The organism is Streptomyces sp. NPDC057099 (genome assembly GCF_042671245.1).
GTDB lineage: Bacteria > Actinomycetota > Actinomycetes > Streptomycetales > Streptomycetaceae > Streptomyces > Streptomyces purpurascens.
In genome coordinates this window covers 1-12,749 of sequence record NZ_JBHUTX010000021.1, presented here as the reverse complement: position 1 = coordinate 12,749, position 12,749 = coordinate 1, and the positions used below count along the sequence as shown (strand labels likewise).

At 71.3% G+C, this 12,749-nt stretch carries 11 protein-coding genes and 1 tRNA gene; 7 read left to right on the top strand and 5 right to left on the bottom strand.

The window, feature by feature from the left end:
* Positions 1–16: 16 nt before the first annotated feature.
* Complete coding sequence (locus tag ACFT4A_RS24405) at positions 17–739, bottom strand: hypothetical protein (protein WP_382833378.1); 723 nt, start codon at positions 737–739, stop codon at positions 17–19.
* A gap of 47 nt (positions 740–786) precedes the next feature.
* Here ACFT4A_RS24405 and ACFT4A_RS24400 point away from each other — a divergent pair, with 47 nt between their 5' ends.
* Positions 787–975 carry a DUF5703 family protein gene (locus ACFT4A_RS24400; RefSeq protein ID WP_010045410.1) on the top strand — a complete coding sequence of 63 codons (189 nt, stop codon included), beginning with the start codon at positions 787–789 and terminating at the stop codon, positions 973–975.
* A 79-nt stretch (positions 976–1,054) separates the two neighbouring features.
* Here the strand turns inward: ACFT4A_RS24400 and ACFT4A_RS24395 are convergent, their stop codons facing one another.
* The 3 genes from ACFT4A_RS24395 to ACFT4A_RS24385 all read right to left on the bottom strand — a co-directional run bounded on the left by ACFT4A_RS24395 (position 1,055) and on the right by ACFT4A_RS24385 (position 3,728).
* Positions 1,055–1,888, bottom strand: a complete 834-nt coding sequence (locus ACFT4A_RS24395; RefSeq protein ID WP_382833376.1) for a chaplin — start codon at positions 1,886–1,888, stop codon at positions 1,055–1,057.
* A 131-nt stretch (positions 1,889–2,019) separates the two neighbouring features.
* Positions 2,020–2,253, bottom strand: coding sequence for a chaplin ChpH (chpH, locus tag ACFT4A_RS24390; RefSeq protein WP_215122472.1), 234 nt, complete (start codon positions 2,251–2,253; stop codon positions 2,020–2,022).
* A gap of 149 nt (positions 2,254–2,402) precedes the next feature.
* Positions 2,403–3,728, bottom strand: a complete 1,326-nt coding sequence (locus tag ACFT4A_RS24385) for a M20/M25/M40 family metallo-hydrolase (RefSeq protein ID WP_215122471.1) — start codon at positions 3,726–3,728, stop codon at positions 2,403–2,405.
* Positions 3,729–3,924: 196 nt separating this feature from the next.
* Between ACFT4A_RS24385 and ACFT4A_RS24380 the strand changes: the two genes are divergently transcribed.
* From ACFT4A_RS24380 to ACFT4A_RS24365, 4 genes are all read left to right on the top strand, one after another.
* A tRNA-Leu gene (locus tag ACFT4A_RS24380) sits at positions 3,925–4,009 on the top strand.
* Positions 4,010–4,281: 272 nt separating this feature from the next.
* Positions 4,282–8,148, top strand: coding sequence for a Pls/PosA family non-ribosomal peptide synthetase (locus ACFT4A_RS24375; RefSeq protein ID WP_382833374.1), 3,867 nt, complete (start codon positions 4,282–4,284; stop codon positions 8,146–8,148).
* A gap of 68 nt (positions 8,149–8,216) precedes the next feature.
* Complete coding sequence (locus ACFT4A_RS24370) at positions 8,217–9,560, top strand: M1 family metallopeptidase (RefSeq protein WP_382833372.1); 1,344 nt, start codon at positions 8,217–8,219, stop codon at positions 9,558–9,560.
* A 4-nt stretch (positions 9,561–9,564) separates the two neighbouring features.
* Complete coding sequence (locus tag ACFT4A_RS24365) at positions 9,565–9,984, top strand: YchJ family protein (RefSeq protein WP_382833370.1); 420 nt, start codon at positions 9,565–9,567, stop codon at positions 9,982–9,984.
* A 3-nt stretch (positions 9,985–9,987) separates the two neighbouring features.
* Here ACFT4A_RS24365 and ACFT4A_RS24360 read toward each other — a convergent pair whose 3' ends face one another.
* A complete protein-coding gene (locus tag ACFT4A_RS24360) occupies positions 9,988–10,689 on the bottom strand; it encodes a FadR/GntR family transcriptional regulator (protein WP_382833368.1) in 702 nt (233 codons plus the stop codon).
* A 137-nt stretch (positions 10,690–10,826) separates the two neighbouring features.
* Between ACFT4A_RS24360 and ACFT4A_RS24355 the strand changes: the two genes are divergently transcribed.
* Together ACFT4A_RS24355 and ACFT4A_RS24350 are read left to right on the top strand one after the other, a co-directional pair.
* On the top strand, positions 10,827–11,345 hold the full coding sequence (locus ACFT4A_RS24355) for a gluconokinase (protein ID WP_382833366.1): 519 nt from the start codon (positions 10,827–10,829) through the stop codon (positions 11,343–11,345).
* A 49-nt stretch (positions 11,346–11,394) separates the two neighbouring features.
* A partial coding sequence (locus ACFT4A_RS24350) for a GntP family permease (RefSeq protein ID WP_382833364.1) occupies positions 11,395–12,749 on the top strand: 1,355 nt, incomplete at its 3' end.

Here is a 12,749-nt window from a genome sequence, read left to right as displayed (position 1 = left end):
CCGCCGTCGGATGCGCTCAGCGGCGGTCCGCGTCCAGGCGCTCCAGGTCCTCGTCCTCGTCCTCGTCCAGGTTGGTGTCGAGGTCGTCCCGGTCGTCGTCCTCTTCGTCATCGTCGACATCATCGACATCGTCGTCCTCGACATCGTCGAAGACGGCGCTGACGTCGAAGCGGCAGACCACCTGCTGCGGATCGACCTGCTCGAACGGGGCCTCCAGCCACTCGCCGGGGTCGGCCGGTTCGTCCGCCGCCATCACCCAGAGCGTGGAGTCGCCCTCCTCGAGCCCGAACTCCTTGTGCCGGGAGGCGATCTCGTCGGGCTCGAACTCGCCGAACAGCAGGCCGAGCGCGCCATGGGTCGTCCCGGAGGCGGCCGGGCCGTCCTCGCCCTCCGCGGCTTCGATCCGCTGCGCCTGCGCCAGGAGACGCTGCGGCTCCGCCACCGCGTAGTCGCGGCGGATCAGTACGCTCAGCGCGTTCGGTTCCTCGGGGCCCGCGTACGGGGGCAGCGCGTCCTCCGCACCGGGGATCTCGAAGGGGGTGACCTCGTCGTATCGGTCGTAGAGCAGTTCGTCGTACACCTCTGCGGCCGCGGCCAGCTGGTTGAACGCCTCGTAGACGGCCGGGTCGTCCTCTCCCGACCTGCCCTCGACCGCGGCCAGGTGGCGGTCGAGCGCGGTCTTGACCGCCTCGGCGGCGGCGCGTACCTCGGCAGCGGTGGGCTGCGCAGCATCAGACATAGTGCAGACGCTATCCGTACCAGGCCCCAGCCCGCACAATAGATGCGATGCCGGAATACGAATTTGTCGACGTGTACGTACCGCGCGGGGTCTCCCGCAAGGAAACGGCACGTCTGCTGACGGACCACGCCGAGTACGGACACTGGGAGTTGCACCGTCTGAGCCTGCTGCGGGACGGCAGCCGCAAGGTGCGGTTGCGCCGGCGGATCATCCGCCAGGTGCGGGCCACGTGGTGAGCTGAGACGGCGCACCGGGAGAAGGCGTACACGGGAGCGGGCCCCGCATCGGCGGGGCCCGCTCCGTTTGCCGTGGGGGTCAGGCCGAGGCCCGCGCCTTGCGGTAGAGGACCACGCCCGCCAGCAGCGCGCCCGCGCCGGCCGGCAGGGCGAGGCCGAGCGGCAGTTCGCTGCCGGTCTCCGCGAGCTGGGCGTCTCCCTCGGGCTGGGTGACGAACTGACCGCCCGGCTTGTTGCCGGGGTTCTCGGGGTTGCCCGGGTTCTCGGGGTTCCCAGGGTTGCCCGGGTTTCCGGGGTTGCCGGGCTCACCGGGGTTCCCGGGCTCCCCCGGGTTGCCAGGGTTACCGGGGTTGCCGGGCTCACCAGGGTTACCGGGCTCACCAGGTTCACCGGGGTTCCCCGGCTCACCAGGGTTCCCGGGCTCGCCCGGGTTGCCGGGCGGCGTCTCGTATCCGCCGCCGGGCGGGTTGCTGTGACGCCCGCCGGAGCCGTTCGCGCAGTCGTTGCCCGTGGTGGAGTTGCCGACGCCGATGACGTCGACACTGTTGCCGCAGGCGTTCACCGGCACGTGGATCGGCACCTGGACGTGGTTCCCCGAGCCGACGCCAGGCGAGTCACTGGCGTGGCCGCCCGCGTGCGAGCCGCCGTGGCCGCCCGACGGCGAGCCGCCGCCCTTGTTGGCACACGAGTTGCCCACCGACGGGTTGAGGACACCGATGACGTTGACCGTGTTCCCGCAGACGTTGACCGGCACGTGCACCGGCGCCTGCACCGTGTTCCCGGAGAGCACGCCGGGCGAGCCCGAACTGGAGCCGTGCGCGCCCGAGTCGGCGTAAGCGGAGCCGCCCGCGGCGGCGATCACGCCGGTCGCGGCCGCCACGGTCATCAGACCCTTGCGGGTGACCTGTCGCATTGCTGAATACCTACCTTCGACCCTGTCTCGAATTCTTATCGAATTACTCGAAAGAAGCGTTCGGTCCCGGAGCGCATGGCACGCGCTCCGGGACCGATGGCTTTTGAGCTCCCCTCAGAGAGGGGGAAGCGTCACTTGTTGACGCAGGTGTTGCCGAAGGCGGGGTTCAGCAGACCGATCACGGAGACCGTGTTGCCGCAGACGTTCACCGGGACGTGAACGGGCACCTGAACAACGTTGCCGGACAGGACACCCGGGGAGTGCACGGCAGCACCCTGGGCACCCGAGTCGGCGACGGCCAGGCCCGCGCCCGCGAGAACCAGCCCACCGGTGGCAGCCGCAGCAGCGACGACCTTCTTGATCATTATTCCTCCTAGTTGGCAAAGCGACCCATCTTGCGATCGCATTACCTGTAACGAGGAGGGAGTAATGAGGCTACGAGCTTATGGTCGCATTCACTCTTCCCAGTCTGTTCCGTACGGGCGAGCGAATACTTTCGTATCGCAGGTCCGATTCAGGACGCGTCGATGAACCGGTCGAGAACCCGCACGCCGAACTTCAGGCCGTCCACCGGCACCCGCTCGTCGACGCCGTGGAACATGCCCGCGAAGTCCAGCTCCGGGGGCAGCTTCAGCGGTACGAAGCCGAAGCCCCGGATGCCCAGGTCGTCGAAGGACTTCGCGTCGGTGCCGCCGGAGAGCATGTAGGGGACGGCCTTGGCGGTCGGGTCCTCGGCCAGCAGCGAGGACTGCATGGCCTCGACGAGCGCCCCGTCGAAGGTGGTCTCGACGGCCTTGTCGGCGTGGACGTCCTCGCGCCGCACCTTCGGGCCGAGGATCCGGTCGAGGTCGGCGAGGAACTCCTCCTCGTGCCCGGGCAGGAACCGTCCGTCGACGTGGGCGGTCGCCTCGCCGGGGATGACGTTGACCTTGTAGCCGGCACCGAGCTGCGTGGGGTTGGCCGTGTTGCTCAGGGTCGCGCCGATGAGCTTGGCGATGCCGCCGAGCTTGGCGAGGGTCGACTCCATGTCCTCCGGGTCGAGCTCGGTGCCGAACGCGTCACCGAGCTCGTCGAGGAAGGCGCGGGTGGTCTTGGTGACCCGCACCGGGAACTTGTGCCGCCCCAGCCGCGCGACGGCCTCCGACAGCTCGGTGATCGCGTTGTCCCGGTGGATCATCGACCCGTGCCCGGCCGTGCCGGCCACGGTGAGCTTCATCCAGTGCATGCCCTTCTCGGCCGTCTGGATCAGGTACAGCCGCCGCTGCTCGCTCACGGTGAACGAGAATCCGCCCACCTCGCTGATCGCCTCGGTGACACCCTCGAACAGATCGGGGTGGTTGCGGACCAGGTGCTTGGCGCCGTACGTGCCGCCCGCCTCCTCGTCCGCGAGGAACGCGAGGACGATGTCGCGCGGGGGCTTGCGTCCGCTGCGCAGCCGGTCGCGGACGACCGCGAGGGTCATGGCGTCCATGTCCTTCATGTCGACGGCCCCGCGGCCCCACACGCAGCCGTCGGCGACCTCGCCGGAGAAGGGGTGGTGGGTCCAGTCGGCCGCGTTGGCCGGTACGACGTCGGTGTGGCCGTGGATGAGGAGCGCGGGCCGGGACGGGTCCTCGCCCTCGATCCGGGCCACCGTGGAGGCGCGGCCCGGGTGCGACTCGAAGATCTGCGGTTCGAGCCCGACCTCCGCGAGCTTCTCGGCGACGTACTCGGCCGCCTTGCGCTCGCCCGGACCCGAGTGGTCGCCGTAGTTGCTGGTGTCGATCTGGATCAGCTCGCGGCAGAGGTCCACGACCTCGTCCTCGCCGGTGACGCTCCTGGCCGTGTCCGTCTCGCTCACGTGCTTCCTCCCGCTGTCACTGCTGGTGGGTCCTCCTCATCCTCTCTCTCCGCGGCCCGCTCCCCAAGACCGCTTGCGGCCCGTCACGCGCCGTTCACACCTCACCGGGGCTCGGGCGGGGGGTGATCGGCCACCCTCGAAAGCCTGGTAATGTTTACGTCGTCGCCGCGGGGAGAACCCACGCGACAGACACCTTGTCCGGGTGGCGGAATGGCAGACGCGCTAGCTTGAGGTGCTAGTGCCCTTTATCGGGCGTGGGGGTTCAAGTCCCCCCTCGGACACAGAGCGAACGGCCCCTCTCTTCGAGGGGCCGTTCGTCGTTTCCCGGGAAGTGTGGGCGACATCTCGCCCTTCCGGGAGAAGCCCAGGTCGGAGGGGGTGGCGTCGCACCGACGCGGTGCCTCGCGTTTGCCTCCGAGTGGCGGACATGACAGGACGAAGTCACCCGGCCAGTAGAGTATTGGGCTTGTTCGCGCCGGAACGGAACATCCCCAGGCAGACCTGCGGGCCCGTCGGCGCCCCGGAAGGTCCGGGATCGAGACGCGAGGATCCGATGGCCGCCCTGCACGAAAGCCCCGACCTCACTCTGCTGGACCGGGAGCTGAGCACAGGACTCCGCGACCTGGCCCGCTTCTCCGCCGGCCCAGCGGCCTCGCCCCGCACCCTGGTCGACATCTTCGAGGCGTCCGTGCGGTCGTATCCCGACGAGCCCGCGCTCGACGACGGCCACCGGCTGCTCACCTACCGCGCGCTGGCCGTCGAGGTGGAGAACCTGCGGCGGAGACTGGCCGCCGCCGAGGTCGGGCTCGGGGACCGCGTCGGAGTCCGGGTCCCGTCGGGCACCAATGATCTGTACGTGGCGATCCTCGCCGTACTGGCCGCAGGTGCCGCCTATGTGCCCGTGGATGCCGAGGACCCCGACGAGCGGGCCGCGCTGGTCTTCGGCGAGGCCGGAGTGCGGGCCGTCGTCGGGGCCGGTCACGAGCTGACCGTCGGCGATGTCGCCGGGCACGGCGCCGCCCGGCCCGGTGCCGGGCACGACGCGTGGATCATCTTCACCTCCGGCTCCACCGGGAAGCCCAAGGGCGTGGCCGTCGGCCACCGCAGCGCCGCCGCCTTCGTGGACGCGGAGGCCGCGCTGTTCCTGGCCGACGAGCCGATCGGGCCCGGTGACCGGGTCATGGCGGGGCTGTCCGTCGCCTTCGACGCGTCCTGTGAGGAGATGTGGCTGGCCTGGCGGCACGGGGCCTGTCTGGTGCCGGTGCCGCGTTCGCAGGTCAGGAGCGGTGCCGACCTCGGGCCCTGGCTGGTCGAGCAGGAGATCACCGTCGTGTCCACCGTGCCGACGCTGGCGGCGCTGTGGGAGCCGGAGACGCTCAACGACGTACGCCTGCTGATCTTCGGCGGCGAGGCGTGCCCGCCCGAGCTGACGCAGCGCCTGGTGACCGAGGGGCGCGAGGTGTGGAACACCTACGGGCCGACCGAGGCGACCGTCGTGGCGTGCGCGTCGCTGCTGAGCGGCGAGGAGCCGATCCGGATCGGGCTGCCGCTGGACGGCTGGGAGCTGGCCGTCGTGGACGAGGCCGGGGAGCTCGTGCCGATGGGCGCCAGTGGTCAGCTGGTGATCGGCGGGGTCGGACTCGCCCGGTATCTCGACGCCGAGAAGGACGCGGAGAAGTACGCGCCGCTTCAGTCACTGGGCTGGGAGCGGGCGTACCGCAGCGGTGACCTGGTGCGGGCGGAGCCGGAGGGGCTGGTCTTCCTCGGGCGGGCCGATGAGCAGATCAAGCTCGGTGGCCGCCGTATCGAGCTCGGTGAGGTGGACGCGGCGCTTCAGGCGCTGCCGGGGGTCGCCGGCGCCGCCGCCGCGGTGCGCACGGCCCGCAGCGGCAATCAGCTCCTCGTGGGCTACGTCGTCATCCAGGACGGCTGGGACCACGCGGCCGCCGTCGAGCGGCTGCGCGCCGAGCTGCCCGCCGCCCTGGTGCCGTTGCTCGCGCAGGTCGAGGAGCTGCCGACGCGTACGTCGGGCAAGGTCGACCGGAACGCGCTGCCCTGGCCGCTGGAGGGGCTGGAGACGGGCGGCCCGGCCGAGCCGTTGTACGGCACCGAGGCCTGGCTCGCCGAGCAGTGGACGGACGTCCTCGGCATTCCGGTGACGTCGGCCTCCGACGACTTCTTCGCGATAGGCGGGGGCAGTCTGGCCGCCGCCCAGCTGACGACGAGGCTCCGTACGCGCTACCCGAGCGCCGCCGTCTTCGACATCTACCAGCGGCCCGTCCTGCGGAAGCTGGCCCGGCATCTGGAGGAGTCGGCACAGGACGACAACGCCGAGCGGGTGGTGGCACCGGTGCCGAGGCGTGCCCAGCTCGTCCAGCTTCTGCTGCTGGTTCCGCTGTTCACGCTGCTCGGGCTGCGCTGGAGCGTGGTGCTCGCCGCGCTCGGGAACGTGCTGCCCGCCTACTCCTGGCTGCCGACCGCGCCCTGGTGGCTGGTCGCGGCCGGTGCCGTGCTGCTCTTCAGCCCGCCCGGGCGTCTGGCGCTCGCCGCGGGCGGGGCCCGGCTGCTGCTGCGGGGGGTGCGGCCGGGCCGGTACCCGCGCGGCGGGAGCGTTCATCTGCGGCTGTGGACGGCGGAGCGGCTGGCCGAGTTCAGCGGGGCGACCTCGCTGACCGGATCCTGGCTGGAACGGTACGCGCGAGCGCTGGGCGCCAAGGTCGGGCAGGACGTGGATCTGCACTCGCTGCCGCCGGTCACCGGCATGCTCAAGCTGGGCCGGGGCGCGGCCGTCGAGTCCGAGGTGGACCTGTCCGGGTACTGGCTGGACGGTGACCGGCTGGAGGTCGGGACGGTGAAGGTGGGCGCGCACGCCGTCGTCGGCACACGCAGCCTGCTCTTCCCGGGGGCGCGGGTGGGCAAGCGGGCCGAGGTGGCGCCGGGTTCGGCGGTCTCCGGGCAGATTCCCACCGGACAGCGGTGGGCGGGCGCGCCCGCGGGCAAGCTGGGCCGGGCCAAGCGCAACTGGCCCAAGGACCGGCCCGGGCGGGGCGCGTTCTGGCGGGTGATGTACGGCGTGACGGGTGTCGCGCTGACCGCGTTGCCGGTGGTCTCGGCGGCTGCCGCGCTGCTGGTGGCGGGGCTGTTCGTCGGTCCGGACGCCGGGCTCGGCGCGACGCTTCGGGGTGTCGTGCTCGCGTTGGTGCCGGCGACGCTCGCGTTCGGGCTGGCGTACGCGCTGCTGATCGTGGTCGCCGTACGGCTGCTGAGTGTGGGGCTGCGGGAGGGCACGCACGCCACGCACAGCCGGGTGGGCTGGCAGGCCTGGACCGTGACCCAGCTGATGGACCGGTCGCGGGACATGCTGTTCCCGCTGTACGCGGGGCTGGTCACGCCGGTGTGGCTGCGGCTGCTCGGGATGCGGATCGGGCGGCGGGCCGAGGTGTCCACCGTGCTGGCCCTGCCCAGTCTGACCACGGTCGGCGAGGGCGCGTTCCTGGCGGACGACACCCTGACCGCGCCGTACGAGCTCGGCGGCGGCTGGCTGCGGATCGGGCGGGCGGAGATCGGCCGGCGCGCGTTCCTCGGCAACTCGGGGATGACCGGGCCGGGGCGCAGCGTGCCGGACGGTGGCCTGGTGGGGGTGCTGTCGGCGACGCCGAAGAAGGCCAAGAAGGGCAGCTCGTATCTGGGGCTGCCGCCGGTGAAGCTGCCGCGGGCCGCGTCCGACGGCGACCAGAGCCGGACGTACGAGCCGCCCGCGCGGCTGCTGTGGGCGCGCGGGCTGGTGGAGCTCTGCCGGATCGTGCCGGTGTTCTGCTCGGCGGCGCTGATGGTGGCGACGGGGGCGGCGCTGTGCGTGCTCGGGGTGTGGGCTCCCCTGCTGTCCGGTCTGGTGCTGCTCGGGGCGGGCTGTGCGGCGGGGCTCGTCTCGATCGCGGCGAAGTGGCTGCTCGTGGGGCGGCACCGGCGGGCCGAGCACCCCTTGTGGAGCTCCTTCGTGTGGCGCAACGAGCTGGCGGACACCTTCGTCGAGGTGCTGGCCGTGCCGTGGCTGGCCGGCGCCGTGCCGGGTACGCCGCTGCTGTCGGCGTGGCTGCGCGGACTCGGTGCGCACATCGGCAGGGGTGTGTGGGTGGAGAGCTACTGGCTGCCGGAGACGGATCTGGTGACGCTCGAGGACGCGGTGTCCGTGAACCGGGGCTGTGTGCTCCAGACACACCTCTTCCACGACCGGATCTTGCGGACGGATACTGTGGTCCTCCGTGAGGGCGCCACTCTGGGCCCGGGCGGAATCATCCTGCCCGGCAGCGCCGTCGGGGCCCGCGCCACGCTGGGTCCGGCGTCCCTGGTGATGGCCGCGGAGTCCGTGCCCGACGACACGCGCTGGCTGGGCAACCCGATCGAGGCATGGCGTCGCTAGGCGGAACCCCCCGGGGGCCGGGGGCCGACGGACGTCGTACGAGCGCAGCGCAGGGAGCAGACGCAACAGTGGCGGTTCAGCAGTCAGTGGGTCAGGACCCGTACTTCCCGGGCAACGGTGACCTCCGGTACCGGGTGCACCGGTACGAGCTCACGCTGGACTACCGCCCCGCGCCGAACCGGCTGGCGGGAACGGCGCGGATCAACGCCATCGCGGGCCGCGGCCAGCTCACCGAGTTCCAGCTGAACCTCGCGGACTTCCGGGTGGGCCGGGTGAAGGTCGACGGCCGTACGCCGCACTACACGCACCGGGGCGGCAAGCTGCGGGTCCGCCCCGCGAAGCCGGTGCGCGCCGGTGCCGCCTTCACCGTCGAGGTGCACTGGTCGGGCAACCCCCGGCCGGTGAACAGCCCCTGGGGCGGCCTCGGCTGGGAGGAGCTGGAGGACGGGGCGCTGGTGGCGAGCCAGCCGGTCGGGGCGCCCTCGTGGTACCCGTGCAACGACCGGCCCGCCGACAAGGCCTCGTACCAGATCTCGGTCACGACGCCGTCGGCCTACGCGGTGGTGGCCGGTGGACGGCTGCTCACCCGCACGACGAAGGCCTCCACGACCACCTGGGTGTACGAGCAGGCGGCGCCGACGTCCAGCTATCTGGTGGGGCTGTCGATCGGGAAGTACCAGACGGTGCTGCTGGGTGACCCGGGCCCGGGCGGGGTTCCGCAGCACGGGCACATTCCGGCGCACCTGCTCCCCCGGTTCGCGCGGGACTTCGCTCGGCAGCCCGCGATGATGGAGCTGTTCCAGGAGCTGTTCGGGCCGTACCCGTTCGACGAGTACGCGGTCGTGGTGACCGAGGAGGAGCTCGACGTCCCCGTCGAGGCACAGGGGTTGTCGCTGTTCGGGTCCAACCACGTGGACGGGGAGCGGGGTTCGGAGCGGCTGATCGCGCACGAGCTGGCGCACCAGTGGTTCGGCAACAGCGTGTCCATCGCCGACTGGCGGCAGATCTGGCTGAACGAGGGGTTCGCGAAGTACGCCGAGTGGCTGTGGTCGGAGCGCTCGGGAGGGCGCGGCGCCCAGCAACTGGCCGCCGGCGCACACCGGTTGCTGTTCTCGCTGCCCCAGGACCTCCGGCTGGCCGATCCGGGTCGGAAGTCGATGTTCGACGACCGTCTCTACCAGCGGGGCGGGCTCGTCCTGCACGCGGTGCGGTGCGCCCTGGGCGACGACGCGTTCTTCCGCATGCTGCGCGGGTGGGCGAACCTGCACCGGGGCGGGGCCGTGACGACGGCCAACTTCACCGCGCACGTGGGGCGGTTCACGGACGAGCCGCTGGACGCGCTGTTCGACAGGTGGCTGTACGGGACGACGCTGCCGCCGCTGCCCTCGCCCCGCACGGGTGGGATCGTCTAGGACAATGACCGGCATGACGACGCGTTCCTGCCCCTGTGGCCGCCCCGGGACCTACGACGACTGCTGTGGGCGCTACCTGCCCCAGTCTCGAACGACCTCGACCGGGGGGACCCCCGTGGGACCCGCCGCGGCCCCGACCGCCGAGGCGTTGATGCGGTCGCGGTACAGCGCCTTCGTGAAGGGGGACGCCGGGTATCTGCTGCGGACGTGGCATCCGCGGACGCGGCCCGGGCGGCTGGACCTCGATCCCGGGATGCGGTGGACCGGGCTGGAGATCCTGGACACGAGTGACGGGTCCGCGTTCCACACCACCGGGACCGTGACGTTCCGGGCCTCGTACCGGGGCGGATCGCTGCACGAGCGGAGCCGGTTCGAGCGGGTGGACGGGGCCTGGGTGTACGTCGACGGAGAGATCCTCGACTGAGCGTCAGGGCGCCAGGATGTCGAGTTCCTGGAGGGCGCCGACCGTGATCTCGCGGGTCAGTTCCTCCGCGCGGACCGCGTCGCCCGCGCGGACCGCCTCGGCGACCTGGACGTGCAGGGTGACGGCGGCCGGGTCGGGGTCCTCGAACATGACGTCGTGGTGGGTGCGGCCGGCCAGGACCTCGGCGACGACATCGCCGAGGCGGGCGAACATCTCGTTGCCGGAGGCGGCCAGGACGGCACGGTGGAAGGCGACGTCGTGGACGAGGTACTCCTCCAGCTTGTGACCGCGTGAGTTGGCGACCATGCCGAGGGCGCACTCGGTGAGTTCGGCGCACTGCTCGGCGGTGGCGTGCCGGGCGGCGAGGCCCGCGGCGACCGGTTCGATCGCCGAGCGCAGCACCGTGAGGGACCGCAGCTGCCCGGCGCGGTCGGCGCCGGCCAGGCGCCAGCGGATGACCTCGGGGTCGTAGACGTTCCACTCCGACTTGGGGAGGACCGTCACGCCGACGCGGCGGCGGGACTCGACCAGGTGCATGGACTCCAGGACGCGGACCGCCTCGCGCATCACGGAGCGCGACACATCGAAACGCTGGGCCAGTTCGTCCGTGCGCAGCACGCTCCCCGGCGGGTACTCGCCCGCCGTGATCTCGGGGCCGAGGGTGTCCAGTACATGGCCGTGCAGCCCTCGACCCGGTGTGCTCATGCACTCAGCGTACGGGGTAGATCACGGAGACAAAAAGTCAGACTTATTTGTCACGGCCTCTTGAATTAGTCGTACCTAATGGGTTTCAGTTGCGTCGACATCACGTGTCGACGAAGACAGCAGACAGTGAGGCAGCGATGAACACCCCCCACGTCGTCGTGGTCATGGGCGTCGCGGGCACCGGAAAGACCACCATCGGTCCCCTGCTCGCAGCCCGGCTCGGCGTTCCGTACGCCGAGGGCGACGACTTCCACCCGCAGGCCAACATCGCCAAGATGTCGGCCGGTACACCACTCACCGACGAGGACCGCTGGCCCTGGCTGGACGCCATCGGCGCGTGGGGGCACGGGCGGGCCGGACACGGCGGGGTGGTCAGCTGCTCGGCACTGAAGCGGTCGTACCGCGACCGGCTGCGGGCCGCCGCACCCGGCGTGGTCTTCGTGCACCTCGCGGGCGACCGCGCGCTGATCGAGGACCGGATGTCGCACCGGCAGGGGCACTTCATGCCCACGGCGCTGCTCGACTCCCAGTTCGCCACGCTCCAGCCGCTGGAGAGCGACGAGGCGGGGGTCCGCGTGGACGTCCTGGGCAGCCCGGAGGAGATCACCGAACGGGCGACGAGCGCCCTCGAGGATCTCCCCGAGCCCGTCCTGTAGCCCCTGGCTCCCTTCCTACGACTCCCCTCACCCCAAGGACACCTCACCCGTGACCAGACTCAGCGTCGAGATGCTGGCAGCGGACGCACCCGAGCCGATCACCTCGGCCGGCCACGCTCAGCTGGGCATCGCCGTTCTGGCGGGCATCGCCGTCATCGTCCTGCTCATCACCAAGTTCAAGTTGCACGCGTTCCTGGCGCTGACCATCGGGTCACTGGCGCTCGGCGCGATCGCCGGGGCGCCGCTGGACAAGGTCCTCACCAGCTTCAGCGCCGGCCTCGGCACCACGGTCGCCGGCGTCGGCGTGCTGATCGCCCTCGGCGCGATCCTCGGCAAGATGCTCGCCGACTCCGGGGGCGCCGACCAGATCGTCGACACCATCCTCGAGAAGGCCGGCGGGCGGTCGATGCCCTGGGCGATGGTGCTGATCGCCTCCGTGATCGGACTGCCGCTCTTCTTCGAGGTCGGCATCGTGCTGCTGATCCCGGTGGTGCTGATGGTCGCCAAGCGCGGCAACTACTCGCTGATGCGCATCGGCATCCCGGCGCTCGCGGGCCTGTCCGTGATGCACGGCCTGGTGCCGCCGCACCCCGGTCCGCTGGTCGCCATCGACGCGGTCGGGGCCGACCTCGGCGTGACGCTGGCGCTCGGTGTCCTGGTCGCCATCCCCACGGTGATCATCGCCGGCCCGGTGTTCTCGAAGTACGCGGCCCGCTGGGTGGACGTGCCCGCCCCCGACAACATGATCCCGCAGCGCGCCTCCGAGGACCTGGAGAAGCGTCCCGGCTTCGGCGCCACGCTGTTCACCGTGCTGCTGCCGGTGATCCTGATGCTCGCCAAGGCGCTGGTCGACATCGTCGTGGACGACCCGGAGAACCCGGTCCAGCGCGTCTTCGACGTCATCGGCGCCCCGATGATCGCGCTGCTCGCCTCGGTGCTGGTCGGCATCTTCACGCTGCTGCGGCCCGCCGGGTTCTCCAAGGAGCGCGTCTCGCCGCTCGTCGAGAAGAGCCTCATGCCGATCGCGGGCATCCTGCTGATCGTCGGCGCGGGCGGCGGCTTCAAGCAGACGCTGATCGACACCGGCGTGGGCCAGATGGTCCTGGAGATCTCCGAGGACTGGTCGATCCCGGCCCTGCTGCTGGCCTGGCTGATCGCGGTGGCGATCCGGCTGGCGACCGGTTCGGCGACGGTGGCGACGGTCTCGGCGGCCGGTCTGGTCGCCCCGCTCGCGGCCGACATGTCGACGACGCACACCGCCCTCCTCGTCCTGGCCATCGGCGCCGGCTCGCTCTTCTTCAGCCATGTGAACGACGCCGGGTTCTGGATGGTGAAGGAGTACTTCGGGCTGACCGTCGGCCAGAACATCAAGACCTGGTCCGTCATGGAGACGATCATCTCGGT

What these genes read in the sequence shown, in the direction of transcription:
- ACFT4A_RS24405 (WP_382833378.1), bottom strand. Translation starts at nt 739, where the DNA reads ATGTCTGATGCTGCGCAGCCCACCGCTGCCGAGGTACGCGCCGCCGCC.
- ACFT4A_RS24400 (WP_010045410.1), top strand. Translation starts at nt 787, where the DNA reads ATGCCGGAATACGAATTTGTCGACGTGTACGTACCGCGCGGGGTCTCC.
- ACFT4A_RS24395 (WP_382833376.1), bottom strand. Translation starts at nt 1,888, where the DNA reads ATGCGACAGGTCACCCGCAAGGGTCTGATGACCGTGGCGGCCGCGACC.
- chpH (WP_215122472.1), bottom strand. Translation starts at nt 2,253, where the DNA reads ATGATCAAGAAGGTCGTCGCTGCTGCGGCTGCCACCGGTGGGCTGGTT.
- ACFT4A_RS24375 (WP_382833374.1), top strand. Translation starts at nt 4,282, where the DNA reads ATGGCCGCCCTGCACGAAAGCCCCGACCTCACTCTGCTGGACCGGGAG.
- ACFT4A_RS24365 (WP_382833370.1), top strand. Translation starts at nt 9,565, where the DNA reads ATGACCGGCATGACGACGCGTTCCTGCCCCTGTGGCCGCCCCGGGACC.
- ACFT4A_RS24360 (WP_382833368.1), bottom strand. Translation starts at nt 10,689, where the DNA reads ATGAGCACACCGGGTCGAGGGCTGCACGGCCATGTACTGGACACCCTC.
- ACFT4A_RS24355 (WP_382833366.1), top strand. Translation starts at nt 10,827, where the DNA reads ATGAACACCCCCCACGTCGTCGTGGTCATGGGCGTCGCGGGCACCGGA.